This is a genomic window from Actinosynnema sp. NPDC023587, from assembly GCF_040640215.1.
GTDB lineage: Bacteria > Actinomycetota > Actinomycetes > Mycobacteriales > Pseudonocardiaceae > Actinosynnema.
On the sequence record NZ_JBFABG010000006.1, the window covers coordinates 215,539 to 239,663 of the forward strand.

A 24,125-nucleotide genomic window follows, 5' to 3' on the forward strand; every position below is an offset into this window, starting at 1 on the left:
CTCCTTAGGACAGCGGGGCTGCGAGGTTGACCGGGGCGCGCTGGGCCATGAGGTCGCGCAGCAGGTAGATGCAGGTGGACAGCTGGGCGTTGCTGCCCTCTCCGCCGCTGTTGAGCGAGATGTAGTCGTAGCCGTCGGCGAGCTGGGTGGCTTCGATCTCGATCACGAGGATCTGCTCGTGCTCGGCGGAGGTGCCCGCCGCGCCGGCCTCGGTGATCTCGCTCGCGACGGCCTGCGCGAGCCGGGCCCAGGTCTCGTCGCCGTCGAGGGTCACCTCGTCCTTGAGGTGGTACGAGGTGATGATGTCCAGGTCGGCGGTGGTGCCGCCGCTGGAGGCGGTGTGCTGCTGGAGGTCGTAGGAGTGGTCGTCGCCCGCCGTGCCAGCCGCCTTGATCACCACGATCGTGCAGCCGCCCGCGTTGCGCAGCGAGACCCGCTTACCCGTCTGCGCGGTCTGCGCGTCGACCGGGGACCAGCCGACGCTGATGTCGAAGAGCCGGCCGAGAGCCGCCTGTGCCATGAGGATCGTTCCTTCCTGTACGTGGGGCGCAGGCGCAGGTCAGCGCGCGGCCAGTTCGACGAACGGCGAGAGGGCGGGGCCGCCGTTCTGGGGGGTGATCGCGGACTGGAGCCACGGTCGGCCGTCGACCCGCTGGATGATCCGGAACGTGGTCTTGTCCGACCCGAACTGGTAGTCGGTGGACGACGCGGCGGTCATGAGCTGCCGGTCGCCGACCAGGTAGTAGGCGAGGTCGACGAACGCGACGTCGCCGCGGTCGCCGAGCCGGCCAGCCTTCTCCGACACGATGATCGGGCGGCCGAGCATGGTGGCCGGGCCGGGGCCCGCGGCGTTGACCAGCATCACCGGCGCGCCACCGGTACCGACGCTGAGCGCCATGGTGTACAGCTGCGGGATCGCCTCCGGCGACACGATCCACACCGCCCGGTTCAACGAGGCGGGCAGCATCCGCGAGTACATCTTGATGATGTTCTCGGCGTAGATGGTGTCGGCTTCCTGACTCGTCTCCGCCGCGACGGCGACGGAGGCGTTGTTGCCCGCGCCGAGGAACCCCAGCGGCTCGCCCACGCCGCTCCCGGTCATGAACGCGACGTCCTCGTACCAGGCCAGCGCCTGCGGCCACAGCCGCTCGATCAGCGCCGTGAACGAGATGAGGCTGTCTTGCAGCAGCTCCGAGGGCACCGCGCTCAGCCCGGTCAATTTGCGGGCGTCCAGCACGATGCGTCCGAACTTCGCCGAGGACTCGGTCAGCGCCGCACCCTCCTCGCCCCAGTAGGCGAGCATCCCGCCGAACACCGAACCGGCGTTGGTGGTCGAGTCGATCATCGGGAACGGCACGCGTGCCGACTCCATCGGCACGACCGTCGCCAGCGGACGGACGACCGACTCCTCCAGCGCGATCTCCAGCAGCTGCGAGCGCAGCGTCTCCGGGACCAGGAACCCGCCGTCGGACGGCACGACGGACCCGAACGCGTTGCTGATCTCCGCCCGCGTCGCCATGGCTTCGGGCGTCTGGTTGAGGTGCCAGATGTTGTAGATGAACTCGTTGGCGCTGGGGAACCGGTTGTCCAGCAGCGCACCCGGTGCCTTCGGGTTGTGCGCGGTGGCCTGTCGGTAGCTGGTGAGCATCCGGCGGGCCGCGGTGGGGCTCTGCGGGCTGAGGTTGAGGCGCTTGATCTGCTCCTCGCCCTCGGGGCTGACGTCGTTCTCCCGCAGCAGGTTCGCCAGCTGCCGCTGGGACTCCTCCGCCACCATGCGACGCAGCTCGGTGCCCTCGCCCTGCTGCTGGTCGGCGTAGGCCTGCACCCACCCGCCGAACGCCGCCCGGTCGGCGAGCACGTCCTTGATGCGGGTGGGGTCCGCGACCATCTCCGCCAGCTCTTCGGCGTTGCGCGGGACCGGCACGCCGGGCGGCGGGGCTAGGTTGGCGCGGTTGGTGACCCGGCCGACCCGGCTCGGGTCGATACCGCGTGCGGCGAGCAGCGCGCGCCGCCCCGGAGACAGAGTGGTCCTCATGCTTCCGCCCCCTTCAGGGCTCTGGTGAAATCTGCGAACAGGTCGTCCGGATCGGACGAGGCGGCGGTCAGGCCGGCGGTGAGCTGCGCCCACGTACCGGCGTCGTCGAGTGCGGGCTCGCTGTCGGGGGCATCTGCGGACACGTCCCCGGACGGGTCCGACGTGGGTGTGTCGACGATGTCGGGCTGATCGTCGGGTTCGGCGGACTCGGGCCTGGCGTCCTTGGGCTCGGGGGCGGCCTCGTCCGGAGCGGCTGCCTCGTCGGCCGGCCGCCGCTCCACCGGGTCGGTGGCCGTGCTCGCCGGGTCGACTTCGGTCTCAACATTGAGCTCGGCGACGGGTTCGGTCTGTGCGCCGGAGTCCTGTGGCGCGGGCGGGTTGCCGTCCGCGCCGGGCGTACCAGGCGCGGTGGTGTCGACGTCCTCGACGGCGGCGTCCTGCCCGGCATCGTCCGCCCGGGGCTCGACGGCGGCGACCTGGTTGGTGGGGAGCAGCGGGGCCGGGGCCGCAGCACGGCCCCCGTGGCGGAAGCCGAACACGCTGAAGTCCCAGCGGGCGACCGCCATCCGCTCGTCCTCGTCCGACTCGTCGGCGGACAACAGGTCGTAGGTGTCGTCGGCCAGGCCGGCGTCGACCGCCTCCGCGCCGGTGAACCAGGTCTCGACGCGCATCAACTCGCGCCACTGCGCGGTCGGGCCGCCGGAGCGCGAGGCGTAGATCGCGGCGATGTTGTCCGAGTACCGGTCGAGCAGGTCGGCCATCGCACGCATGTCGGCGGCGTCGCCGAACTCGAGGCCGTGTGCCTCGTGGATCATCACCTGGGCGAACTGGGAGATGAGGACCTCGTCACCGGCCATGGCGATGAACGAGGCTGCGGACGCGGCCAGGCCGTCGATGTAGACGGTCACCCGGGCACGGTGCTGCCGCAGCGCGTTGAAGATCGCCACGCCGTCGTCCACCTCGCCGCCGGGGCTGTTGATGTGGACATCCAGGAAGTCGACGTTGAGCTGGTTGAGCTGCTGCACGAACTCCGACGCGGAGACGCCCCAGTAGCCGATCTCCTGGAACAGGTAGATGGCCGCGCGGTTGGGTTGGTCGGTGAAGTTCCGGATCGAGAACCAGTCGCGGTTCTCCGGAACCTGCGCGCCGCACGTGCACGACGGGCGATGCCCTGCGGCACGCTCACGCGCCGCACGCGCCCGGTCGGCACGGAGCACTGGCTGCCCGCTCGTTCCTTCCACCGTGGGCACGAGGCGGTTCACGACCGCACCGCCTCGCCGCTGCATCTTCAGCCGCTGTTGCCGCCCCATCACGCCTCTCCTGTTCCGGGACGCCATGCGCCCACGACCGTGCCGCGGCATCGCTCGCGGCCCTTGCAGTCGACGTAGCCCGCCAGCGGGTACAGGGCGTAGAGCGGCGCGAGGTCGTCGGTGTTGCAGATCCAACGGCCGTCGATCGCCTTGCACGGCCCGCAGGTGGCGCTGTCCATCACCTCGGAGGCGTAGAGCGCGCCGACCGGACCGGCCGCGAACGTGGCGAAGCGACTGTGGTTGACCGCCGAGTGCAGCGCCCCGCCCAGGGCCCTGCGCGGCTCGGCGTCGGTCAGCGACTCCAGGTGCGTCCGCACGGCTTCACCGACCTGGTCGGCGTCCGGATCGGGTCCGGCGACACGCTGCGCCTCGCGCGCCGCGGACGTCGCGATACCGCTGGCGAGCAGGTCGACGGTGAGCCGCGCGTCCTCGGCGTAGTCGGCACGCGCCGGCCACACCGGGTCGAGGTTCACGTCCTGCTCGGCGGCCTCGTCGACTACCAGGTTGGCTGCGGTCTCGCCCAGGTCCGTCATCGCGTCCTGCAGCGCGTCGACAGCGGGCGCGGTGGCGACCTCGATGTCGGCGAGCTGGGTGCGGTCGCCGCCACTGCGGAAGATGTCCACGATCTGCTGGATCAGCTCGGTGATCCAGTCGGCCACGATGCCGACCCACTGGAGGAGCAGCAGGTCCAAGGCTGCGGTGAATGCGGCCTGGGTGGCGGAGAGGTCGACCTCGGGCGGGTCGTCGTCCGGCGGGTCGTCGGCGTTGCGTACCAGGCGGGCGACGATGCTCTGCCACTGCGCGTCGGCGGACGTGTCCGCGGCCTTGCCGGCGGGCGCGGGTGCCGGTGCGGGGGCGGTCCGCATCCGCATCCGGGGCAGGCCGACGATCTCGGCCGCGTCGTCCGGCTCCACGCCCGCGTCCACAAGAATTTTGAACGCGTTGGTCTTGGACTCGCGCGCGGCGTTCTCGGCGTCGTCGTCGTCGGGCACGGGCGAGTCGTAGTCGAACTCCAGGTCCCGGGCCGTGTCGCCGTAGAGCGGCAGCAGGTCGTTGTTCAGCGCGCCCTTGATGCGCTCCAGGCGCGGCACGACCAGCCACTTGGCGAACACGTACTCGCCGGCGTCGGCGTTGGCCCGGTTGACGTCCTCGACGATGCCGAGCAGCGGTTTGGGGAAGCCGAACGCTTCCATGATCGTGTCCCGTGCGACGCCGCGCAGCTCGGCGAACTGCATGTCGCGCATGGTGAACGTGCGGTTGATCCACTTGCCCTGCTCGATGACCGCGACCCGGTGGGCGTTGGCGACGCCGCGGTGCTGCTCGTTCCACCGGGTGGTCATCTCGTCGAACTCTTCGTCGGACAGGCGCTTGTCGACTTCGAGGATTCCGCCCGGCTCGGCGGAGTTGCGGAAGAAGTTCCGGTTCCACTCGCTGGTGTAACGGGACGAGTCGAGGTCGACGAGGATGGACTGCACCGGGCCGAACCCGCGGAACGGGTCGATGGGGTCGGGCATCCTGAGGTGGATGACCTCCTTGAGCCCGAGCGGGATCTCGCCGCCGTCGGGGTCGGTGTACTTCCACCCGGTCAGGAACTTGTCGGGGTGCGGGTCAGGTTCCATCCGGTCGGGACGGACCGGCCACAGCTCCAGCGGCAGGTTCCTGGCGCGCTGGTCGTAGGCCACGACCCACGGCGACTCGCCGGCCAGGTCGACGTGCTGCTGGGAGGTCTCGACGAACTCCTGCCGCGGCATGAACGGGTTGGGCCGGTTCCACAGGTCGAGCGCGGCGTGCGAGGTGACCTCGACGCGGTCTTCCTTCTTGCCCGACTTCGCCTTGCGGTAGAGGTGCCAGTCGACCTGGGAGGTGGCGTTCGACGTGCGGTTGACGATCCCGAACAGGGTGCCGACGCCCCGGTAGGCGTTGAGCGCTGCGGTCTTGGTCGTGCTCGTGCCGCCGCCGAACAACCCGGCCAGGCCGGAGCGGGTCGATCGCTGCGTGTACGGCACGGGCGGTTGGTTGACCGGCGCGCCCAAGCGCCCGAACAGGCTCCTCATCGCCGCCCCCGGTCGTCCGGCGGGTCGCTCAGCGCCTCGATCAGCAGCAGCGCCAACCCGGACAGCACGAGGCCCGCGCCGCCGCCGATTGCCATTCCGAACAGCGTGGCGACGATGAGCCACAGGCCGGTGACGATCGCGCCGAGCCCCACCACCATGTTGACTGCGGTTCGGCGCGGCAGGCGGAGCTTGCGGATCGTCACGGGCACCCCCGACTGGGGCGACCGGAGTAGACGGACGCCCGCTCCGCCCCCACGACGGAGACGGGCGTCCGGGACCGGGCTCGGACGTCGGGGCTCACCGCACCGACTGCGACCCGCACGCGAACGTCCGACATGCGGTCAAGGTAGGGCGCAGTGTCTCGCACGATCAAGCTCCGGGCGAGACAGTCGTCTATGCTGTCTACCAGCGTAAATAACGTCCGTGGTGTCCATTGTGTCTACTACGGATCCCCACCCGAGGAGCCGCGATGCCCCCACGTCAACGGCCCCAGGGACCCACCCTCGACGAGATCCGCCTGTGGCCCGCGATGGTCAGCGTCGAGGATGCGGCGTGGGCTCTGCGGGTCAGCCGCGCCTACGCCTACCGGCTCCTCCAGCACGGCCAGCTCCCCGTCCGGACGAAGCTGGTCGGCAGCCGCCGCGTCGTGGTCACCAGCTCGCTGATCTCCTACATCGCGGACAAGTCCGAGGACGACCCGGGCCCCGGCTACGATCAGGACGTCGCACACCGGCACAGCCCTGGCCGTACACCGGGAGCCGGCGAGGCTCCCCAGCGCACAGGCCGACCGGCCGGTCCAGGCTATGACCCAAGGGCAGCCACCAGGGTGAGATAGCTCAGCAGGGAGAGCACCGTCGATGCGCAGCGAATCCCGGGATGAAGCTGTTGCGGGGTGACGGAGGGTGCCGGTTCGAGTCCGGCTCTCACCACCGAGGTTCACCGACCCATGAACCGCACACGCGGCCGGCCTTCGGCGTCCAGCTCGGCGACGATGTACCGCTTGGCGTCCATCCCGTGGTCCTTCTCCTTGACCGGCTGTTCCTTGGGTTTCACCCCGCCCTTGGTGTCCCAGATGTAGCTCGGTAGCTCCTCCTCGGTGGAGCAGGGCTGCAGCTTGTCGTCCAGCTCGACGTCGCGCTCCACCACCGAGTTCTTCAGCAGGTACAGCCGCGGCCTGCCGTCGCCAGCCAACTTGAGCCGGGACTGCACCAGCTCGATGCCGCCCTTGACCTTCTTGTTCGCGGCGGTGGTCGACATGCCGAGGTGGCGTTCGAGGGTGGCCCGGTCCTCGGCGTCGTGGTCGCAGATCACCGCGCGGGGCTTCGGCTCGATCCACACGCGACGTTTCGCGGCGACGTCCTCGCGGATGTCCTTGGCGGTCAGCACCTCGCGGTCGGGCACGTCGCCGACCACTTTGGTGACGGTGAGCAGGATGTCCCGGGCGTGGTCCTCGACCAGGCGCTGCGTGTGGTAGATCTCCCGGTACAGGTAGATCCGGCCGTCGGGGTCCTCGGCCCAGCACTGGAGCACGAACGGATTGGTGTAGCCGAAGTCGACCGTCCACCACCGACGCCAGGTCTCGGGGATGTCGAACCGTTCGAGCAGGTGCACGCTGCGGTCGAACTGCTCGTAGACCACACCCTCGGCGCTGACCCACCGGCCCTCGTACAGCCGGGCCCGCCGGACGCCGGTGAGGTTGGCGAGCTTGCCCAGGACGTAGTCACGGCCCCGGTCGGTAGGGGTGCCGTCCTCGTGGAAGTAGGTGGGGTTCTCCCAGTGCCGTGATTCCAGCATCCGGGTCTGGCCTTGTTGGCAGCGCAGGTACAGCCAGTGCGTCTCGGAGTCAGGGTTGCAGTCGGCGAGCAGCTGCTGGAACGACACGACCCCGTTGCGCAGTCGAGTGGTGCAGGACTCCCAGTCCTCCTTCGTGACCTCCGTCGCCTCCTGGATGTAGATCACGTCGTACTCGGTGGACATGATCTTCAACGGGTCGTTGAGGCCACCCACCACCAGGACGCTGCCGTTGGCGTACTTCCACGCGGGCGGCTCCTTCGAGGAGCCGCCGAAGTACTTCACGACCCCGGCGGCGATCGCCTCTGCCGCCACGTGCTTCTGGTAGGTCACCAGCCCCGACGAGGTGAGCGACACGGCGGTCTTGCGGATCATCAGCGCGCGCATGCCGGGGTTCAGCAGGCACATCGTGTGCAGCTTCTCGATGCACCCGCGGCTCTTGCCCGTCCCTGCCGGGCCGGCGACGAGCACTTCGCCATCGCGGCACTCCATGACCTGGCGAGCCGTGCCGCGCGGCGCGTAGTCGTGCTCCACCACCGTGGTCACAGCACACCTCCACCATCGGTGCAGGTGGGGGCTGCGACATCAGGTTACAGAGAGGCCGCGAAGCGGACGTGGCCAGAGAAGGCGGTTCGAGAGGTGATTGTGCCCGCGGACGATCGCGCCAGCCAGCGGCAAATCTGGGTGCCTTGCTTCATCATGGCCGCCACTCTTCGCGGTAGCCGTTGTTGTGCCGATATGCCAAGGCCACGTCGTGCCACGTCGGGCATGGGAAGCGGCGGAGGACGTAGTCCGGGTCGTCCGAGAGGTCGAACGGGCCGTCGACTTGGGTGCACTCGGCGCACGCCTGCGCACCCGGTTCGTAGTACTCGTAGTCGACCACCATGACCGTGCGGGCGTGGTGCCGGTCGAGGATCGCGGTGTGCGCCTCGCACTGGGCGAGCAGGTGCGCTGGCGACCAGAGGGATTGGATGTGCTCGATCGCGTGAGGCATCGCTCGGGCGCTTTGCGCGCTCATGGCGATCTGCCGTAGGAGCCACCGCACGAATTCGTCGACGGCGAGTCTGTCCGGTCGGGGGGTGTTCCGGTTGCCCACTTCACTCCTCCTGAGCGGTGCCGGTGATGCCGTAGCCCTCGGCGAGCGGGCGGAGAATCCGGAGCCTCCGGCCCTCCAGTCCGCAGTCGCATGTGTCCGGTCGGGTGTCGTCCGGCTTGGCCGAGCCGCCACCCGGGCGCTGCTCAGGATCTTCCGGATCGACCGCGACGGCACACGAGTACCAGGTGTCCTCCTCGATGTAGGTGTGCCGCCACGAAGCCACCTCGGCGACCAACTTCCGGTCTGCGGCGCATCGGCGGAGTACGGCGGCGGGATCTTGGCCAGCGACGAGCGCACATGCTGCCGCAGGGATGTCGCCGTTCCACGGTCCGATCGCGAGGGAATCACCTCCCCTATAGCGCAAGGTGCCGTCGTAGGTGACCCACTCGGCCACGCCCTCGGGGCGATCGGCGGTGGCCGCTTCCTTCACCGCGGCGAGCGCGATTTCTTCCAGCACCTCGATTGCGGCTCGCACGCCGTGCGCCAACTCGGTCGAGGTGGTGATGGCCACGTCCTACTCCTCCGGTGCGGTGATGGATGGTCTGCCGCCCTTGCGGGAGCGGCGTTGGGCGAGTTCGTGGTCGGCCTGCTCGATCAGGCGAATTTCTTCCGGGGTGCCGTGCTCCTCGACCAGGGCCCGGATGTGGTCGTTGATGTCCTCCGCACGCGTGCGACCAAGGCGTGCGCACACGGTTTCGTACGTGGCCCAGTAGCCATCGGGGATGCGGACCTGGCGGGGCTTGGTGGTGTCGCCCATTCCACCTCCTTCTGTAGCTACGGAGTTTGACAGACCCCTTGTGTAGCTACAAGGTTTCGGGTTACTGTGTAGCTACACAGTTTGAGCGACCGGAGGACGAGATGACCACCACGACCGCAGCCCCCGCCACCACCACCCGGTGCACCCGCTGCGGCCGTGTCCTCCGCGCCGCCCGCTCGATCGCCAAGGGGTACGGCCGGGGCTGCGAGACCAAGATCCGCGCCGCGATCAAGGCCGAGGCCACGGCTGGGTTCAAGGACGCCGCGATCGAGAAGGCGGAGCAGGTGATCGCCGACGGCGGCATCGTCGCCATCCGCACCCGCCACACCCCGGTGTTCCGCGTCGCGGCCTCGAAGGGCGACGGCTTCTACCTGGCAGCCCCGCAGGCCTGCAACTGCCCGGCCGGGCTGCGGAGCATCCACCCCTGCTACCACCGGATCGCGGCGGCGATTCTCACGGCAACCGCGAACCTGCAGTCGATCCACCCCCGCCGCGCCGCGACCGGCCTCGCGGCTGCGGCCTGAGCTTGGGCGGCTCCGGCACCCGGCCGGAGTCCGTCCGTCGACCGGGCCGTGGCCCAGGTCGACCCCCTCGCGGAGACGGCACCACGGTCCTACGGACCGCGAGGGGACCGGAACCAATCCCCACCCACACGGCGGCTGCGGGCTCCGAACTCCGCAGCCGCCCGATCCTGGAGCGACGACATGACGACCACCATCCCCGTGACCGGACCGGACTTCGAGGTCGAGGACACGACCACCGCCCGCACCGTGCGGCTCACCCAGGCCCACATCGACGGCGGCCGGCTGCCGCTGCCCCGGGCGGTCCGGGAGCAGCTCGCCCCCGACGTGGCCATCACGGTCACCCTGACCATCCGGCCCGGACGCACCCAGGCCGGGGCGTGGCGCACCGAGCAGCAGTGCGCGAGCCTGACCGGCATCACCTGGCCGATCGAGATCGTCCCCGGCACCCGGGCCGACATCGCCGTCCAGCGGACCGGCGGCTGCACCCGCCGGGTGCACGTGACGGTCGACGCGCCCGAGTCCGCCCCCACCCGCCGTCGCCGCACCCGCGCCAAGTCCACGCCGCCGGTTACGCCTGCGGTGTCGGACAGCGAGGTCGTGTCCCGCGAGGTCGTCGCCACCGCCACGGTCACCGGCGGCACCCGCGTGATCGAGTTCGCCGTCATCCGCCGCACCCACGGCTGCCGGTCCTGGTCGACCTACCGGGTCACCGCCTACGACTCCAACCACAACTCCGCGCACCACTCCGTGGGCATCGGCCCGGCGGACACGCCGGACCAGATCGCCGACGCCCGCACCAACGCGAGCACCCTGCTCACCCCCGGCCAAGACCCGGAGTACTGCGACTGCTGGTCGGGCTGGGACCCGTACTGCGGCAAGGCCGCCTGCTGGGGCGTCTACACCTGCCGCTGAGCCGTCGTGGTGGGGCACGGATCGGGACGTGCCCACGCCACGGCAGCTCAGCCGGTCCACTGCACCACGGAGGAAACCTTGTCGAACAACAAGCCCCGCACCACGGCCGAGCCCACCCAGACCGAGGTCGACGTCCACCACCTTGTCGCGGCCATCGAGAACAACATCGGCGACGACCTGGTGCTGCCGGGGGCCGGCCGGACCCGGATCGTCGCCGCGCTGCACGCCGTGCTGTCCCGGCGTGACGAGGAGACGGCCCGACTGGAGACGGCGCTCGGCCACGCCCGCAGCGGCCTGATCCAGGCCGAGATGGTCGTCTCCGACGAGTACAGCCGGGGCGGCGGCTCCGACCTGCCGCCGTGGGACGGCGAGACCGCCACCGGGCACCTGGTCGAGGCACAGCGGCTCGTGTCCGACGTCCTGCGCGGCGCGTAGCCGCCTCTGCCGCGAGGCCCCGGGCCGCGATGGCCTGGGGCACCCACTTCACCAGCCCACTACATCCCGGGATATCCCCATGCCTGAGTTCCTGGCCGACGCGACCGTCGAGTTCCCGCTGCGGCGCGGCGAGATCGTCGGCACCGTGCTGGTCGCCTACCTCTGGGAGGGGCAGGTCGTCGGCGCGCTGGTGGCGTGGGGGCCCGACTCGTGCGAGTCGGGGGACGCCGGGCACGAGGGTGCGCACGTGGTGGAAGGACTGGTCGAGACCGCCCCCGGCACGCAATCCCGCACCGCATCCGCGCCCAGGTGGATGGTGCGCTCGCGGACCCCAAGCACCGCCCGCCGCGACGCCGTGCGCGCGGACCACGTCGCGCAGTACCCGCACGGGTGCGGCGACGCCCACTGCTGGCGCGGCTGCTGGACCTGACCTCGTGGCGAGGGCGCGGACCGGGACGCGCCCTCGCCACGGCGGATCGACCGACCACCCTGGACGGGAAGGCACTTCGTGAAGATCGTTCGCCGCAACGCCACCCGCATGATCACAGCCATCAAGGCCGGCGTGTACACCGCGCGCCGCCACGACCTCGTCCGCGACCCCGCCGGAGCCGTCTCGACGCCCGCTGCGGCCTGGATCGTGCTCGCCCAGTGCCCCGACGCCCGGCTGTGGGACAACGAAGACGGCACCTACGTCGTCCTGGTGAACGGCAACCTCTGGCACACGCTGTCGATCGACCCGGCTGTCTGCGACCACCACGTGGCGTACACCAACGTGGGCGGCAAGTCCGGCACGCTGCTTATCGAGCGCGGTACCGACCGCCGGACGGCAGCCCTGACCAGCGCCGCCAGCATCCGGGAGAGCGGCGGCATGGTTCACGCGATCACGATGATCACCCCGACCGGCACGCACGAGGTCACCGAGTCCACGCCGCACACCGCCACCCCCGTGCCCGAGGTCCACAACCAGGACGACACCGCGCCCGCTGTCACGTTCCACGACAAGCCCGCGTTCTTGCGCAAGGAGCTGGGCGAGGGTCTCACCGACGAGGTAGCCGACCTGTCCAAGTCGTACCTGTGCGCGATGCGCCACGACCCGAAGCACACGGGCGTCGTGGGCTGGCGGGAGCACGAGGACGAGAACAGCAGGATTCGTCTGGAGTGGCACCCGTACCACGAGGTCCAGTTCGCCAGCGACGCCGAGCCGACGCGGGTGTGCGAGGACGACGCGGGCTGGATCACCACCCTGGCCGACCAACTGCGCGAGGCCGGCGGCGAGGAGTCCGAGAACTCCGCGCTGCGCGCCGAGCTGGAGAAGGTGCGACGCGCCTACATCACCGCCGCGCTCCGGCTCCAGGACTGGGACGGCGAGTGCTTGCACCACGACGTCCGGGGCTTGCTGGAGGAGATGCGGGCCGCGTTGCGCGGCGCGTGACCGCATGACGACGCTGGGAGCGCCTCGCCGGAACCGGTGGGCGCTCCCAGCGTCGTTTCGGTGTGCGAGCTGGAGCCGGGGCTAGCGGCCGTGGTTCGGATCGTCGCGTCCGTACCGGCGTTGGTGTGCTCGTTCGCGCTCTCGGCGGTCGGTCTCCCGGCCGCGTTCGATGATCTGCTGGCGGCCTTTGAGGGCGGGACGATCCGGGTCGCGCGGGGCGCGCGGGGACGGTGACGTGGGGGTAGAGCGTGACGTAGGAGTGCTTCCGCTGCCTCGGTTGGCGAAGTACTTCGAGCAGGGATGGATGACGAAGCAGCGCGTCGGTTGGGTCAGCACGCCGTCGAGGCACACCAAGCCGACGCCGCGGAGGAAAGCCCACCGGTCTGGCTCGGGGACGTACGAGGTCAGCACCTCGCGCGGCTCGATGGCCAGGAGCACGTCGGGGTTGTCCCCGTAGGGGAGCTTGAGCACGTCGCTGCCGCAGGTCGGGCACGGTTCCAGGCTCGGCACGCGCGCACTCTACTGCCAACCGTCGGCGATCGCCGGGTCGTCAGTCGTCGTCATCGAGGTCGTCGAGCGGCGCACCGATACTGCGCGGGCCTGCCGAAGGCGATTGCCCCGCCAGGTCGACTTCGCGGACCACTTCGTCAGCGCCGAGTCGTGTCCAGTCCGACTCGGCCATCAGCCGCGGTGCCTCCTCGCCACGGCGTGCCCAGTGGTTGCCGTGGGAGTCCGTCCAGCGCAGCTCTGCGGATACCCCGTTGCCTCCCGCCAGCATCTTCATGATCATGAGCATGTTGCCCTTGGGCGTGCCGCTGTTCGGCAGCGGGGCGTTCCAGGTACCGCCTGGGAGCAGGATCGACTTCACCGGCGGCGCGAACTCGTGACGATCCGCTCGGATGCCTCCGCCGGGCCAGTACAGGCGTGGCACCACCAGCCGCAAGACCGGTCGCGAGCCGTGGTTCGTCACACGGATCTCCTTGTCCACCACCTCCGCGAGCACCAGGAGCGCCTGCGCCTGATGCTCCGCGGCTTCAGCGGTTCTCGCTCGTGTCCAATCGCGATGCGCGATCCACAGCGCCACGATCACCGCCGCGGCCGAGCCGATCCCGCCAGCCCACTGGCCGAGCGCCGCCCATTCGTCCTTGTCCAACCACGTCCCCGCGTCGATCATGAACCCCAGGGAGACGAGCGCGACCATCGCTGTGCAGGCCGCTACCACCACGTTCCACCGCATCCGGGCACAATCCCACGCTGCGTCCGGAGGGCGTCACCCACCTGCCGAGCCAGCGCGGGCACCCGCGCGGCACCGGCGGGGGCGTGCAGCACTGGAGCCGACGAACTAGGGGCGTCGTCGACCGAACAGGACCAGGCTCAACGGACGGATCATCAGCACGACGCACTCGCTGCGCCGGGGCCTGGTCCGCGTGAGCACCCGAGCTGGCTCCCGCTGCGAGGTGCGGTCAACCACGCTCGGCCTCCCTTGCAGTACCCCAACCCTGCGCGCGGAGCCGTGCGCGTCGTAGCGGCTGCTCCGTGAAGTCGTAGGCGTGGCTGTCCGAGTGGCCGAAGGTCTTCAGGCACCAGCGGGTCCGACGGTCGGGCCACTGGCCGCCGAAGTCGCCGCACGGCACGTGGAGGACACGGAGCACGAGGGCCACGAGCCGGTTGCCGGTCATGCCCGCGCCACTGCGGTGATTCCGTAGGCGTCTGCCCGGTCGAGCAGGTCCGGGCAAGGCGCAGGCACCGGGTCGCCCGTGTTGTCGCAGCAGCAGGTGCAGACGGGCGGGCGTTCGTAGTGGGCGCAGTCGTCCGGGTTGGGGCAGTTGTCGGCCCAGTCGTCGCTGAACCGGCCGTGGTCCGGGACGGGGCGGTGTCGCTCGACGGTGCGTCGGTCGGCTGCGCAACGTCGGAGCGCGGCCGTCGGGTCTTGGCGGACCACGTGGTCGACCGCGAGGTGTCCCGCGTACTCGGTGTGGAGCCGGATGATCGGCTTGCCGTCGGCGAGCACCACCGGGTCGGGGATCTCCTCGTCCGGCTTCGGGACAGGTTGCCAGGCTATGACCCAGTCCGCGTCCTTCCAGGCTGCGGCTCGCGCGTCGCGCTCGGCGGCGTCGATCGCCGACAGCACCTGCGTGGCGAGGTCAACCACGAGTCACCTCCGACGTCACGACGGCGTAGGCCACCGACGCGACCGGCCGGCGTCGGCGGGCAGCTCGTCGGTCGACGCGCCGCTGAAGCCGGGCCACGCGGAGCGCCCCGGCGTGCCGTGCTCGACAGCCGAGCAGCGGGCCGGTGCGCCGGACCGGAACGCGACGAGTGCGGGGTGTGGGTGCGACGACGACTCGCAGCCCTCCGAAGGGCGCGGTGACGAACGACAGCGTGGTCGCCATCTCCGAGGCCAGCGTGGGCGACACCGCGCGGCGCAGGGCCTCCCACTGCCGTTCGGGGATCACCACGACCTTCGGTACGTCGTCGGCCTGGCCGAACTGCTTGTAGAGGTCCACGACCGTGTCCCACGTGATCTGACCGGCCACGGGCAACTCGCGCCGTTCCTCGTGGCCGGTCAACGGGCCTTCGTAGCGCGTGCCGATCGACCCGAGTGCGGCGAGCTCCCGCTTCGACGGGGCATCGCGGAGTCGTTGCGGAGTGAGGAAACCCGGGGGTGCGGCGACCCCTACGTCGAGCCAGTCCACCGGTCCGCCTCTGGCCAGCAGGTCGGGCCATTCGTCCCCTCCGAACGGCGCGGTCACCCTTCGAACTCCTTCAGCGCGCGAGCCATCCCCTGGCCGAAGTACTCCTCGAAGGTGGCAGCCGATCCGCCCACGGGCGTGCCAGGCACCGCCGCGGCGGTCTCGTCGTCGGCTGGCCAGCGGTCGCCTGCGATCCACTGGGCCACCCGCTCGCGCAAGTTGTGCCACCGCTCGCGGGCGCGCCACCTCCACGACAGCGGCGGGTATTCGCGGGGCGTGTGGGTGCAGTGGTTCTTGCCGGTCGAGTCGGTCAGCAGGCAGCACGACACCTCGGTGTAGACGGCCAGCTTCTGCACGAGCAACGGCTCCTGCTCCCTGGTTTGTGGCCGCCACCCGAGCTTCCACGGAGTCGATTCTTCGACGGTGGCGACCAGCACCACCGGGACGTCGCCGAGGATCGGCCCGATCCTGGTGCCGGGTGTCGCGGTCTCCTCCCAGTCGTCGGACAGGTGGTGGGCGTCGAACAGTTCCTCGCACTGTCCCTTCGTCAAGGTCACGAAGCCCGTGAACCGGCCCCAGCGCTCGACCTCCTGTGCGCGGGCACCTACCAGCGATTCCAGCAGGCCCGCCTTCAAACGCAACTGCGCCCGGCTCTTCTCACTCAGTGCTACACCGGTGGTTTCCAACACGGCTTCCTCCGACAGCGGGGCGGCACGCTCTTCCAGGCTGCTCCGGTCCGGCCATAAGCGCCGCGCCTGGGCGTTCATCGCAGCCTCGGTCATGCCGTCGATCAGCGGCTTGCGCGCGGTCACTTCGGTATCTCCCAGCAGGAATCGACGCAGGCGTGCCCGTTGTGCGGGTAGCCGGAGCCCTCGGAGTCGAGCCTGTCAGCCCAACTCACCGCGGCCTGTTCGAGCCGTGCCACAGCCCACAACACCCACTTGCCGCGAGGGAGGAGGTACGCGGACCACAGCGTCGTGCTGCACATGGTCAACTCGGCTGCCCCGAGCAAGGACAGCACCACCTGCTGCACGCCGGCGTTGTCGCCGAGCACCGCGCCGACGGTGTCGTAGATCAAGCCCGGCTCGTCGTAGAGCTTCAGCAACTCGTGGATCAGGCGGACGCCCGCCTCAGGGTCGCCGCAGCCGCACAACTCGATCGGGGGTGCGAAGAAGACGACGTACAAGTGGCACAGCAGGTTCTCGCGCTGCCCCTCCGTCAGGGCGAAGGGCTGGCCGATCTGTCCGGTCACGCGATCCACATCCTCAACTTGATCCAGCACCGCCGCCAGCCCTTGCTGCCGCGCCACTCCGTGCCGGTGCCGTCGTCATGGAGCACGGTCGTGTCCCCGAGCTTGTAGGCGAGCAGCCAGCGGCGCTTGATCCGGGCCAGCTCCCGCACGGTGAGCGGCTTGTCGAACGACAGCGGCGTGGTGTTGGTCAGGTGGCCCAGTCCGGTGATGACGTGCCAGCCGTCGGTGCCGGGGCGGCCGATCTGGACGGCCAGCGAGTCCGTGGGCAGGTTGTAGTGGGAGACGGCGGCACGCCACCGGTCAGGCCCGGCCCACTCGTCGGTGCCGTGGAGGCTCACCAGGTCCCCCCGATGTACGCGGGCACGCTGATCCCCGACACCCTGGCGAAGACCATCACCATGGGCTGGTCCCTGAACTCGCCCAGGCGAGACTCCGGGACAGGGAACTCCTCTTCGTCGCTCCCGACCGGCCGGATCCACCACTGGACGCCGGTGGTGGTGATCGCGGTCCGCTGGTCGGGTTCGAGGAGTTCCGCGACCGCGCCGGCGAGCGTGTTCCGCACGTACTTCATCGCGGGCTCGTCAGTGACGAACTCGGGTGAGACCGGGACCTGGACCGTGTACGGCTTGCGCTGCGACCACACCCGGTCGAGGTGGTCGAGCAGCAGGTTGGGCAGGTCCTCCGGGGTGAGCAGCTTCGTCTCGCGCCAGCCGGAGGCAGGCCACATCGCGTAGCCGGCCGTCATGCCGTCACCGTCGGGTCGATGAGCGCGCATGCGTTGGCGGGAAGCTTCACGTCCTGGCCGATGCCGCCGACGGTCGCCTTCATGTTGCCGTCCACCAGCACCAGTCCGCCGACCGGCCAGGTCGCTGGCGTCGGGTCGTGGCCTTCCGGCACGGCCACGCGGGTCAGGTCGTAGTCGACCAGGGTCAGGCCGCACCAGGAGCACCGCTGGCGCAGCAAGTGGTCCACCCGGACGTCGTTGCCCGCGATGTGCACGACACCGGCCAGGGACTCCGATGATGACGTCACGCCTCGTCCGCCTTGCGCTGGGTGCGGACGGCGAGGAAGACGGCTTCGTTCTTCGCCTCCCACAGCCGGTGCAGCGCCCGCGTCAGCCCAAGGCCATCCGGCAGGAGGTCGAGCAGCTGCTGCGCCTGCTCGCCGAACAAGGCGCTCACCTCGCGCGGCAGACCGGGGTCAAGGTGATCGACCTCGAACATGTCGGCGAACTCCTGCACAGCGGGGTGGCGACCTTCGACGTTCAACACGGCGGACTCCTCCTGAATCGAGTACTTACTGCACTAACACGAGAGATTGATCATGGGGTGAGTGGCGCGGGCCAGTACTCGCCGCCGACGATCTCGACCTCGACGACGGTCACGGTCCGACTGCCACGGAGAACGGCGGCATCCCGCCGCCGTAGAAGCTGATCCACACGCAGCCGCCCGCAGCCAATGCCTCCAGATCTCCGGGCTCCAAGGCGCACCGGACAGCCAGCTGCGGCAGGCCTGTACCAGCCGAGATGTCGGCCACGGCTTCGACCGCGGCGATCGGGCCCATCAGATCGCCGTCGGGTGGGCCGATCACGACACGCCGGCCGCTCGCCCACACCACCTGGTCCGGGATCGGCACCGCCCTCACAGCTTGGCCTCCGACCCCGCCGGGAAGAACTTCAACCCGCACCGGCAATCGTGGCTGGACTCGACGTGCCCGAGGTCCAGGCGGCAGCGGTGCACGTGGTCGGTGCCCGCCACGCCCGGTATGGCCACGATGAACTGGAACCAGCACTGAGGGCGCTCCGCCACCGTCGGCACCGCCGCCGCGATCATCAGCACGGCGAACGGCATCAGCACCGACAACGCCACACCCCACGCGCCCGGCACCCAGGACCGGAACACATCACCCCACCTCAACCCCGCGAGCACCAGCAGGACCAGCGCCAGCCGCCGCCACCACACCCCGGTCATCGCATGGCCTCGGCGTCCATGCCGTGGATCCTCACGTTCACCTCGAAGCCCCCGCCGAACGGCGACTTGACCGGTGCGTCTACGCCGTCCAGCTTGCGCAGTGACTCGACCAGCGACTTAACGAGCCCCAGCGCACTGATCTTGGGCGCATCGTCCAACAGCGGCGCACCCTCCCCTTCTCGGATCACCGCCTTGCCGGTCTCCTCATCGATCGCAGGGACACCGGCACGGACCACACGACCGTGGGACACGAGCACGTGGTCCCGCTCGCTGATCTGCCACGCCTCACGCAGAGCCTCGTCGAGCGTCTCGCGGTACTCCTTGCGCAGCTCGTCCAGCTCCGGACGCACGATCTCGGCCAGCGCGTCCGCGTAGATCTTGTGCGCGCGCTGACGAGACACCGGCGGATCGAGCGCCTGACCGATCTCCTGGAAGGTCCAGCGGCGACGACGCAGACGCAGGACCTGCGCCTTTCGCCTCTCGGAGTCCTCGATCTCGGCGGGAGTCCGGGTGTCCATGTCAACCCCCCTTTGGCGTCAACCCCGGTGGCGGTGTGGGGTTGCGCTGATCAGCGTATGTCGACCTGTCTCGCTTGAGCCAGCCTGGGGCGAGACGGGTGGAGCAGGCACCTCGGGGGGTTGGCAGGGCCGCATCGGAGGTGAAGTGATGAGGAGATGCCCGCTCCGAGGACGCCGGAGACCGATACGCTGGGTCCGCAACTCTTCGTCGAGGTGCACCGCCCCCGGTTTGGCCGCCGGGGGCACCACGGCGGAGGGGACACCTCGACGAAGGACGGCGGCGGTCCGCATGGACACTCCGGGCATCGGCGCACGCATCAGGCAGTTGCGCGGCAACACCATGACTCAGCGCGAACTGGCAGATCGCTCCGGGGTATCGCTGTCCCTGGTCCGCGCGCTCGAACAGGAACAGCGGCACACCGCGTCGATCAACAGTCTCCAGCGGTTGGCGCGCGCCCTGGACACCGGCGTTGCCACGCTGCTCGGCACGACTGCGACCATGCCGAACGGGCCCGACTCCGGTATCGTGGCCATCCGCGCCGCGCTCACCCCGGTGGACGACCTGATCGCGGAGGTCGTGTACCCCAGTGAGCCGCTCACCGCCAAGGAGGCCCACCGGACGGCCGACTACCTTTGGGGTGCGTACTGGAGCGGCAAGTACAACCTGCTGGGGCAACTACTTCCCGACGCCCTCGTCCGCCTGCGCGCCACATTCAAGTCCGTGACCTCTGCAGAGCGGCCCGAGGTGGCCGCCGCGCTGGCCCGCGCCTACCAGGCGGCAGGTGACACGCTCGTGCACCTCGGGCACCCGGACACCGCGTGGCTCGCGATCCGTGAGGCGCTGATCGCGGCGAAGACCGGGAACGACGAGCTGCTGGCGGCTGCGATGCGGGTGTCGGTGTCGTGGCAACTTCTGGTAGCCGGCCGCTACAAGGAAGCCGAGCAGGTGGCCATGACTGCGGCGTCCGAAATCGAGCCCGCTGGCGGCTCCGAGCTCCCGCAGCTCACCGCGTACGGCACTCTTACGGTAACCGCCGCGACCGCCGCCGCGCGTGCTCTTCAGCCGGACCGCACCGCTGAACTGCTGGCCGTCTCGAAAGAGGTCGCCGGACGCGTCGGCCGCGACCGCGCCGACCACCAGACCACGTTCGGCCCGGCGAAGGTGGCGATGCTGGCCGTCGACTGCGCGGTCGTGCTCGACCGCTATCCCGAAGCGCTGGCCGCAGCGAAAGAACTCCCCCGCGATGGCGCGCTCCCACTTGCCAGTCGTGCCCGCCACCTCGCCGACCTGTCGTATGTCCACACACGACTCGGAAACGACGACACGGCGCTGACCATGCTGTTGACGATGGAGCAGATGGCACCGGACTGGATCCGCTACCAGTCCCTGCCCCGCCAGGTCGTCGCCGATCTGCTTCAGCGCCGGACACCCGCCACGCGCCTGCGGCAACTCGCCCGACGACTCGGAGTCGTCGGCCCGTAGCGCAATCGGGTAGTCACACGCCACGTGGTACCCGTTCCGCCGCATCCGTTCCTAGCGTCCGGCGCATGGCATGGGTCATCTGCATCATCGGAGCCAGCGCGTTGGCTGCCGTCATCCTGGTCGGCCGCCTCGTGGTGGGCGAGAACTCGGACCCCTCGGCATGACCGCACTGGTACCGCTCACCGAAGCCGAGATCCTCGCGCGCTACCCCGGACTGGAAGGTCTGGTGCTGCTGCGCTGCGCCGGCTGGAAATTTCTGCCGGTGGAGGAAGAGCGGGAGCAGCTCGACGCCGCGCGTGTCTGGCCCCACGGCTGGCGGGACGCACTGCGCATCCGGTCTGAGACCGACGCGCTCGGTCTCCGGATGCGGGTGGAAACCCGCGAGATCGTGTGGGATTACGCCGGCACTCTGCGCGACGTGGTCAGCGAGTTGCTGGTGCTCCCCGTACCGGGTGCTCGGCGCGCACCGATGCTCGCGATCGGCACCGCGCCGGTGGCCGAAGCAGGACTCGGGCCGCGCTGGCGACTTTAGGCTCGCCTCGGCCTAGCCCATGTCGATCTCGTACACCAGCTCGAACCGCTCGCCCGCCATGACAATCCTGTTGATCTCGACCGGCCGGCCGTCTGCGGTGTACGCGACCCGCACCACGTCGAACACCGGCGCGGCAGGAGGCAGGCGCAGGACGTCTTCCTCCTCCAACGTCGCGGGACGAGTCCTCACCCGCTCGACGGAGTGACCGAGCCGATGCCCCATCTCGTCCAGCACGCCGTAGGTGCCGCTCGGCCCGGTGTCCTCGTCTTCGATCCGGGTCCCCGCCGTGATCGACCTGGGCAGCCTCGATGTGGCGATCTGTACCGGGACGCCGTCCGCGCGCATCACCCGCGCCCGCACCACGACCTCGTCGCCCGGGTTGATCGCCAGCAGGTCGGCGACGTCCTCGGTGGCTGGTTCCACCGTGACCGTGACCTCCACGGTGGGAGTCCACCCTGCCGCTGCCGCGTCGGCGTAGAACGCGCCACGCCCGGCTTCGCGGGCCTCGCGGGAGAGCCGGTTGCGCGCAAGGCGCACAGCAACAGGCCGTCGTCGGACGTACACACCGGCACCCGCCCGGCCTTCGACGAGCCCCTCACCACGCAGCATGTCCATCGCGTTCGCGACGGTCTGACGTGAGACGCCGTACTCCGCCATCAGCATCGTGGCACTCGGAAGCGTCTGACCAGCGACGTAGGCACCACGAGCGATGGCGGCGCGCAGCTCGGCGGCGATCGTGCGGTATGGCCGCTCGGAGGGCTTACCGGCGTCGGAGCGGGGGTCATCTGCCACACCCACAGCGTACGACGACCGTTCTAGATAGGTATGTGGCATGTGTGGTAACTTGCCTATCTAGATAGGTCTATCTAGATAGGTTGACGAACGGACAAGCCCCATGCACACGCCCGACTCGCCACCTCGGCGGCTGAGCGAACTGGCTCCGGAACTGGGGGTCAGCACCGAAACGCTCCGGCGAGCGATCGGAGCCGGCCATCTGCTGGCCGAGCGGGTCGGCAACGGCAAGGGCACCTACTACGTCCAGCCCGACGCCTGGACGAACTACCGGACGTACTACGTCCGCGCAGTTCCCGCCCTGGCCCACCACCACAGCGCCCCACAGCCCGACACCACCTGAAGCTCCGCACCGCCCCTGCGACCCCCTCATCCCGGCGCGGTGCGGAACCCGGCAGGGGAGGTATCTCCCTCGCTTCCCCTGCCGGGCCACCAACTGCTCTACCGGACTCCCCGCCTGACCTGGAGGACACGACGATGACCGCCACCGTGGACGTACTCGCTCTGAAGCGGGGCGACCGGATCGAAGTCGCGCGCGGCCGTAGCGCCCGGGTGGTCGCCACGACCGAGCGGTGCTCCGCCTGGCGCGGGGCAGCGACCGTGCACACCGACGACGGCGACTACCTGCTGACCCTCCCGTACGCCGTCCCGCTCGCCACTCCGCCGGCCCATGCCTCATCCCGCTGACGACAGCTCTCCGAGGAGGACCTGGTGACCAGTGCCGACGCGGCCATGAACGCCAACGACTTGCTCCACGACCTGACCCGCACCCCGCCGACCACGGCCGAGCAGCACCGGCGGGCGGCCGGCCGTCTGCTGTGGCACGCCACCAACCTGGCCGCGCACTGGGAGGAGGACCGCGCAAGGACGTTCGCAGCCCTCAGCGAGGCCTACCTCTCCTCGGCCGCCGCACAGCCCGACCTCCCCGCAGGTCAACCCCACTAGCCCCGGTCGGGGCGGGGTGACACCCCGACAAGACCCCCGCCCCGACCGGACCCACCGACCACCTCGGAGGAACTCCAGATGAGCAAGCCCAGCAAGCCCAGCAAGGCCGTGCACGACTTCTACTCGCGCATGGCCCGCAGCAACCAGGACTTCGGGGGCGGGCACCGGTGACCGCCCCCGACCCGGACATGCCCGGCTACTCGGCCGCGATCGGGATCGCCGACGCCTACCGGGACTGCCGCACCGTGCTTGCCAGCCTGGAGACGACGTGGGCAGCGCTGCGTGACCCGGAGCAGCCGTGGCCGCAGACCGCGATGCGCCTGGCCGACCAGCACGTCGACCTGGTGGCTGCCGCCGCGACGGTCCGCCGGGTGCTGGCCGACGCAACCCAGGCGGGGGCCGCCGACCAGCCCGGCTTCGCACAGGCGCTCCGCGACCGCGCGAACGACCTCGCCGAGCTTCTCGCCACAGACCCGGAGTCCCGGATGACCTACTACCTCGCGGGCAACGTGCAGTACTACCTGCACCACCCCACGACGGTCTGGCGAGTTCGACAGGCCGCGGAGGAACTGGTCGTCCGCCGCCGCAAGTACATGCGCGACGCACTGGCCATGGTCCCGGCCGGCAGGCGGTCGTGAGCCGCGTGGACGACGTGGTCCTGGTGGCGGTGCACGAGGCCGGGCACGTCGTGGTGGCCACGGCGCTGGGGATTCCGGTGCGGGAGGTGTGGGTGCGGCCCCGGCTGCTGCGGGCACCGCGTGGTCGCACCGTCTACGGGCGTGTGACCGGCACTGCCGACGAGGCCGCGGCGGTGGCGGGTGCGGGGATCGAGGCCGAGGCGATGCACGTCGCGGCCGGTACCGGGGTGTCGCTGTCGAGGGCACGTCGGACGGCGTGCCGGGACAGCGAGACCGACCTCGCCGAGCTGGCCGCGTGCCTGGCCGACCCGGACGCCGGGCTGGACCGCGACGGGGTGTGGGCCTGGTGCCACGACCTCCTGTGCGATCACTGGCCGGTGGTGGAGGCGGTGGCCGGCGCGCTGGCCGCGTCGGGCCGGCTGTCCGGGCGGGCACTCGACCGGGTGCTGTCCGGGGGCGCACGGTGAGCGCCGCGCTCGTCCCGGACGCGGAGGTCGCGGGCCTGCTGGCCGGGTTCCGCGACGCCGCCGCCCACCACGAGGCGGGGCACGTCGTGCTCGCCGACCTCTACCACGAGCCGGTCGAGGAGGTCGCTGTCTGGTACGTGCGGACCCGCCGGTGGGTCGGCCCCGACGAGTGGTCGGTCACCGGGAGGACGCTCACCTCGCCCGCCGACCCGGCGGTCGGGCTGCTGGTCGCGGTCGCCGGGGTCGAGGCCGAGGCCCTGCGCACCGGGCGGCCGGCGCGGCGGCTGCGTGCCGCGAACCCCGGCGACCTGCGACTGGTCGCGGACTACGGACGGCGCACCGACCTGTCCGAGGACGACGCCCGCCACGAGGCACGGGCGCTGCTGCACGACCACTGGGGCGCGGTCGAGGCCGTCGCCGACGCCCTGTCCCACACCGGCCGGCTCACCGGCCGGGACCTCGCCCGCATCCTCTGAGCTGGAGACCCCT

General features: G+C 70.4%; 37 protein-coding genes and 1 pseudogene. 15 read left to right on the forward strand and 23 right to left on the reverse strand.

What is annotated here, in order from left to right:
- Positions 1-4: 4 nt before the first annotated feature.
- From AB0G01_RS18660 to AB0G01_RS18680, 5 genes are all read right to left on the reverse strand, one after another.
- Entirely contained in the window at positions 5-520 is a 516-nt protein-coding gene (locus AB0G01_RS18660; RefSeq protein WP_360946966.1) for a hypothetical protein, read from the reverse strand.
- A 39-nt stretch (positions 521-559) separates the two neighbouring features.
- On the reverse strand, positions 560-2,035 hold the full coding sequence (locus AB0G01_RS18665) for a phage major capsid protein (protein ID WP_360946968.1): 1,476 nt from the start codon (positions 2,033-2,035) through the stop codon (positions 560-562).
- A complete protein-coding gene (locus tag AB0G01_RS18670) occupies positions 2,032-3,252 on the reverse strand; it encodes a head maturation protease, ClpP-related (RefSeq protein WP_360946970.1) in 1,221 nt (406 codons plus the stop codon). The genes AB0G01_RS18665 and AB0G01_RS18670 overlap by 4 nt, the downstream gene beginning before the upstream one ends.
- A gap of 92 nt (positions 3,253-3,344) precedes the next feature.
- Positions 3,345-5,399: a phage portal protein gene (locus AB0G01_RS18675; RefSeq protein WP_360946972.1), complete on the reverse strand. Its 2,055-nt coding sequence runs from the start codon at positions 5,397-5,399 to the stop codon at positions 3,345-3,347.
- The gene (locus AB0G01_RS18680; RefSeq protein WP_360946974.1) at positions 5,396-5,602 is read right to left on the reverse strand and encodes a hypothetical protein; all 207 of its coding nucleotides are present in this window, start codon (positions 5,600-5,602) and stop codon (positions 5,396-5,398) included. The genes AB0G01_RS18675 and AB0G01_RS18680 overlap by 4 nt, the downstream gene beginning before the upstream one ends.
- A 266-nt stretch (positions 5,603-5,868) precedes the next feature.
- Between AB0G01_RS18680 and AB0G01_RS18685 the strand changes: the two genes are divergently transcribed.
- Both AB0G01_RS18685 and AB0G01_RS18690 read left to right on the forward strand, forming a co-directional pair.
- Entirely contained in the window at positions 5,869-6,234 is a 366-nt protein-coding gene (locus tag AB0G01_RS18685) for a helix-turn-helix domain-containing protein (RefSeq protein ID WP_360946976.1), read from the forward strand.
- Positions 6,225-6,328 (forward strand): annotated as a pseudogene (locus AB0G01_RS18690). Before AB0G01_RS18685 ends, AB0G01_RS18690 begins: the two are co-directional and overlap by 10 nt.
- 7 nt (positions 6,329-6,335) lie before the next feature.
- Here the strand turns inward: AB0G01_RS18690 and AB0G01_RS18695 are convergent.
- The 4 genes from AB0G01_RS18695 to AB0G01_RS18710 form a co-directional block, all read right to left on the reverse strand.
- The gene (locus AB0G01_RS18695; protein ID WP_360946978.1) at positions 6,336-7,736 is read right to left on the reverse strand and encodes a phage terminase large subunit; all 1,401 of its coding nucleotides are present in this window, start codon (positions 7,734-7,736) and stop codon (positions 6,336-6,338) included.
- A gap of 151 nt (positions 7,737-7,887) precedes the next feature.
- On the reverse strand, positions 7,888-8,184 hold the full coding sequence (locus AB0G01_RS18700) for a DUF6221 family protein (RefSeq protein ID WP_360946980.1): 297 nt from the start codon (positions 8,182-8,184) through the stop codon (positions 7,888-7,890).
- Positions 8,185-8,287: 103 nt separating this feature from the next.
- Complete coding sequence (locus AB0G01_RS18705) at positions 8,288-8,797, reverse strand: DUF6221 family protein (RefSeq protein WP_360946982.1); 510 nt, start codon at positions 8,795-8,797, stop codon at positions 8,288-8,290.
- Between the two features lie 3 nt (positions 8,798-8,800).
- Entirely contained in the window at positions 8,801-9,043 is a 243-nt protein-coding gene (locus tag AB0G01_RS18710) for a hypothetical protein (protein ID WP_360946984.1), read from the reverse strand.
- 101 nt (positions 9,044-9,144) lie between these two features.
- Between AB0G01_RS18710 and AB0G01_RS18715 the strand changes: the two genes are divergently transcribed.
- From AB0G01_RS18715 to AB0G01_RS18735, 5 genes are all read left to right on the forward strand, one after another.
- Positions 9,145-9,567, forward strand: a complete 423-nt coding sequence (locus AB0G01_RS18715; RefSeq protein WP_360946986.1) for a DUF6011 domain-containing protein — start codon at positions 9,145-9,147, stop codon at positions 9,565-9,567.
- Positions 9,568-9,747: 180 nt separating this feature from the next.
- Positions 9,748-10,479 (forward strand): hypothetical protein, encoded by a 732-nt coding sequence (locus AB0G01_RS18720; RefSeq protein WP_360946988.1) that lies wholly within the window; start codon positions 9,748-9,750, stop codon positions 10,477-10,479.
- Between the two features lie 78 nt (positions 10,480-10,557).
- Positions 10,558-10,914: a hypothetical protein gene (locus tag AB0G01_RS18725; protein WP_360946990.1), complete on the forward strand. Its 357-nt coding sequence runs from the start codon at positions 10,558-10,560 to the stop codon at positions 10,912-10,914.
- 79 nt (positions 10,915-10,993) lie between these two features.
- On the forward strand, positions 10,994-11,344 hold the full coding sequence (locus AB0G01_RS18730; protein WP_360946992.1) for a hypothetical protein: 351 nt from the start codon (positions 10,994-10,996) through the stop codon (positions 11,342-11,344).
- A 78-nt stretch (positions 11,345-11,422) separates the two neighbouring features.
- A complete protein-coding gene (locus tag AB0G01_RS18735) occupies positions 11,423-12,346 on the forward strand; it encodes a hypothetical protein (protein ID WP_360946994.1) in 924 nt (307 codons plus the stop codon).
- 81 nt (positions 12,347-12,427) lie between these two features.
- On the opposite strand, the gene AB0G01_RS18740 is transcribed toward AB0G01_RS18735, so the two are convergent.
- From AB0G01_RS18740 to AB0G01_RS18800, 13 genes are all read right to left on the reverse strand, one after another.
- Entirely contained in the window at positions 12,428-12,856 is a 429-nt protein-coding gene (locus AB0G01_RS18740) for a hypothetical protein (protein WP_360946996.1), read from the reverse strand.
- Positions 12,857-12,896: 40 nt separating this feature from the next.
- Positions 12,897-13,583: a hypothetical protein gene (locus tag AB0G01_RS18745; protein WP_360946998.1), complete on the reverse strand. Its 687-nt coding sequence runs from the start codon at positions 13,581-13,583 to the stop codon at positions 12,897-12,899.
- 438 nt (positions 13,584-14,021) lie between these two features.
- The gene (locus tag AB0G01_RS18750) at positions 14,022-14,498 is read right to left on the reverse strand and encodes a DUF6221 family protein (RefSeq protein ID WP_360947000.1); all 477 of its coding nucleotides are present in this window, start codon (positions 14,496-14,498) and stop codon (positions 14,022-14,024) included.
- Positions 14,491-15,099: a hypothetical protein gene (locus AB0G01_RS18755; protein ID WP_360947002.1), complete on the reverse strand. Its 609-nt coding sequence runs from the start codon at positions 15,097-15,099 to the stop codon at positions 14,491-14,493. The genes AB0G01_RS18750 and AB0G01_RS18755 overlap by 8 nt, the downstream gene beginning before the upstream one ends.
- A complete protein-coding gene (locus AB0G01_RS18760) occupies positions 15,096-15,851 on the reverse strand; it encodes a hypothetical protein (protein WP_360947004.1) in 756 nt (251 codons plus the stop codon). Before AB0G01_RS18760 ends, AB0G01_RS18755 begins: the two co-directional genes overlap by 4 nt.
- Positions 15,848-16,291 carry a hypothetical protein gene (locus tag AB0G01_RS18765; protein WP_360947006.1) on the reverse strand — a complete coding sequence of 148 codons (444 nt, stop codon included), beginning with the start codon at positions 16,289-16,291 and terminating at the stop codon, positions 15,848-15,850. Before AB0G01_RS18765 ends, AB0G01_RS18760 begins: the two co-directional genes overlap by 4 nt.
- Positions 16,288-16,629 carry a hypothetical protein gene (locus AB0G01_RS18770; RefSeq protein ID WP_360947008.1) on the reverse strand — a complete coding sequence of 114 codons (342 nt, stop codon included), beginning with the start codon at positions 16,627-16,629 and terminating at the stop codon, positions 16,288-16,290. The genes AB0G01_RS18765 and AB0G01_RS18770 overlap by 4 nt, the downstream gene beginning before the upstream one ends.
- Positions 16,626-17,036, reverse strand: coding sequence for a hypothetical protein (locus AB0G01_RS18775; protein ID WP_360947010.1), 411 nt, complete (start codon positions 17,034-17,036; stop codon positions 16,626-16,628). The genes AB0G01_RS18770 and AB0G01_RS18775 overlap by 4 nt, the downstream gene beginning before the upstream one ends.
- Positions 17,033-17,323: a hypothetical protein gene (locus AB0G01_RS18780; protein ID WP_360947012.1), complete on the reverse strand. Its 291-nt coding sequence runs from the start codon at positions 17,321-17,323 to the stop codon at positions 17,033-17,035. The genes AB0G01_RS18775 and AB0G01_RS18780 overlap by 4 nt, the downstream gene beginning before the upstream one ends.
- The gene (locus tag AB0G01_RS18785; protein WP_360947014.1) at positions 17,320-17,562 is read right to left on the reverse strand and encodes a hypothetical protein; all 243 of its coding nucleotides are present in this window, start codon (positions 17,560-17,562) and stop codon (positions 17,320-17,322) included. The genes AB0G01_RS18780 and AB0G01_RS18785 overlap by 4 nt, the downstream gene beginning before the upstream one ends.
- Positions 17,563-17,671: 109 nt before the next feature.
- The gene (locus AB0G01_RS18790) at positions 17,672-17,926 is read right to left on the reverse strand and encodes a hypothetical protein (RefSeq protein ID WP_360947016.1); all 255 of its coding nucleotides are present in this window, start codon (positions 17,924-17,926) and stop codon (positions 17,672-17,674) included.
- 5 nt (positions 17,927-17,931) lie between these two features.
- Positions 17,932-18,261, reverse strand: a complete 330-nt coding sequence (locus AB0G01_RS18795; protein ID WP_360947018.1) for a hypothetical protein — start codon at positions 18,259-18,261, stop codon at positions 17,932-17,934.
- Positions 18,258-18,779: a hypothetical protein gene (locus AB0G01_RS18800; RefSeq protein WP_360947020.1), complete on the reverse strand. Its 522-nt coding sequence runs from the start codon at positions 18,777-18,779 to the stop codon at positions 18,258-18,260. The genes AB0G01_RS18795 and AB0G01_RS18800 overlap by 4 nt, the downstream gene beginning before the upstream one ends.
- A 289-nt stretch (positions 18,780-19,068) precedes the next feature.
- On the opposite strand from AB0G01_RS18800, the gene AB0G01_RS18805 reads away from it, so the two are divergent.
- A complete protein-coding gene (locus tag AB0G01_RS18805) occupies positions 19,069-20,262 on the forward strand; it encodes a helix-turn-helix domain-containing protein (RefSeq protein WP_360947022.1) in 1,194 nt (397 codons plus the stop codon).
- A gap of 160 nt (positions 20,263-20,422) precedes the next feature.
- Positions 20,423-20,794, forward strand: a complete 372-nt coding sequence (locus AB0G01_RS18810) for a hypothetical protein (protein ID WP_360947024.1) — start codon at positions 20,423-20,425, stop codon at positions 20,792-20,794.
- A gap of 12 nt (positions 20,795-20,806) precedes the next feature.
- Here the strand turns inward: AB0G01_RS18810 and AB0G01_RS18815 are convergent, their stop codons facing one another.
- Positions 20,807-21,586, reverse strand: coding sequence for a GntR family transcriptional regulator (locus tag AB0G01_RS18815; protein WP_360947026.1), 780 nt, complete (start codon positions 21,584-21,586; stop codon positions 20,807-20,809).
- A 103-nt stretch (positions 21,587-21,689) separates the two neighbouring features.
- On the opposite strand from AB0G01_RS18815, the gene AB0G01_RS18820 reads away from it, so the two are divergent.
- The 6 genes from AB0G01_RS18820 (at position 21,690) to AB0G01_RS18845 (ending at position 24,112) form a co-directional block, all read left to right on the forward strand.
- A complete protein-coding gene (locus tag AB0G01_RS18820; RefSeq protein ID WP_360947028.1) occupies positions 21,690-21,929 on the forward strand; it encodes a hypothetical protein in 240 nt (79 codons plus the stop codon).
- 134 nt (positions 21,930-22,063) lie between these two features.
- Positions 22,064-22,273 (forward strand): hypothetical protein, encoded by a 210-nt coding sequence (locus AB0G01_RS18825; RefSeq protein WP_360947030.1) that lies wholly within the window; start codon positions 22,064-22,066, stop codon positions 22,271-22,273.
- Between the two features lie 24 nt (positions 22,274-22,297).
- Positions 22,298-22,531 (forward strand): hypothetical protein, encoded by a 234-nt coding sequence (locus tag AB0G01_RS18830; RefSeq protein WP_360947032.1) that lies wholly within the window; start codon positions 22,298-22,300, stop codon positions 22,529-22,531.
- Between the two features lie 167 nt (positions 22,532-22,698).
- A complete protein-coding gene (locus AB0G01_RS18835; protein WP_360947034.1) occupies positions 22,699-23,169 on the forward strand; it encodes a hypothetical protein in 471 nt (156 codons plus the stop codon).
- On the forward strand, positions 23,166-23,636 hold the full coding sequence (locus tag AB0G01_RS18840; RefSeq protein ID WP_360947036.1) for a hypothetical protein: 471 nt from the start codon (positions 23,166-23,168) through the stop codon (positions 23,634-23,636). Before AB0G01_RS18835 ends, AB0G01_RS18840 begins: the two co-directional genes overlap by 4 nt.
- Complete coding sequence (locus AB0G01_RS18845) at positions 23,633-24,112, forward strand: hypothetical protein (protein ID WP_360947038.1); 480 nt, start codon at positions 23,633-23,635, stop codon at positions 24,110-24,112. Before AB0G01_RS18840 ends, AB0G01_RS18845 begins: the two co-directional genes overlap by 4 nt.
- The last annotated feature ends 13 nt before the right edge of the window (positions 24,113-24,125 follow it).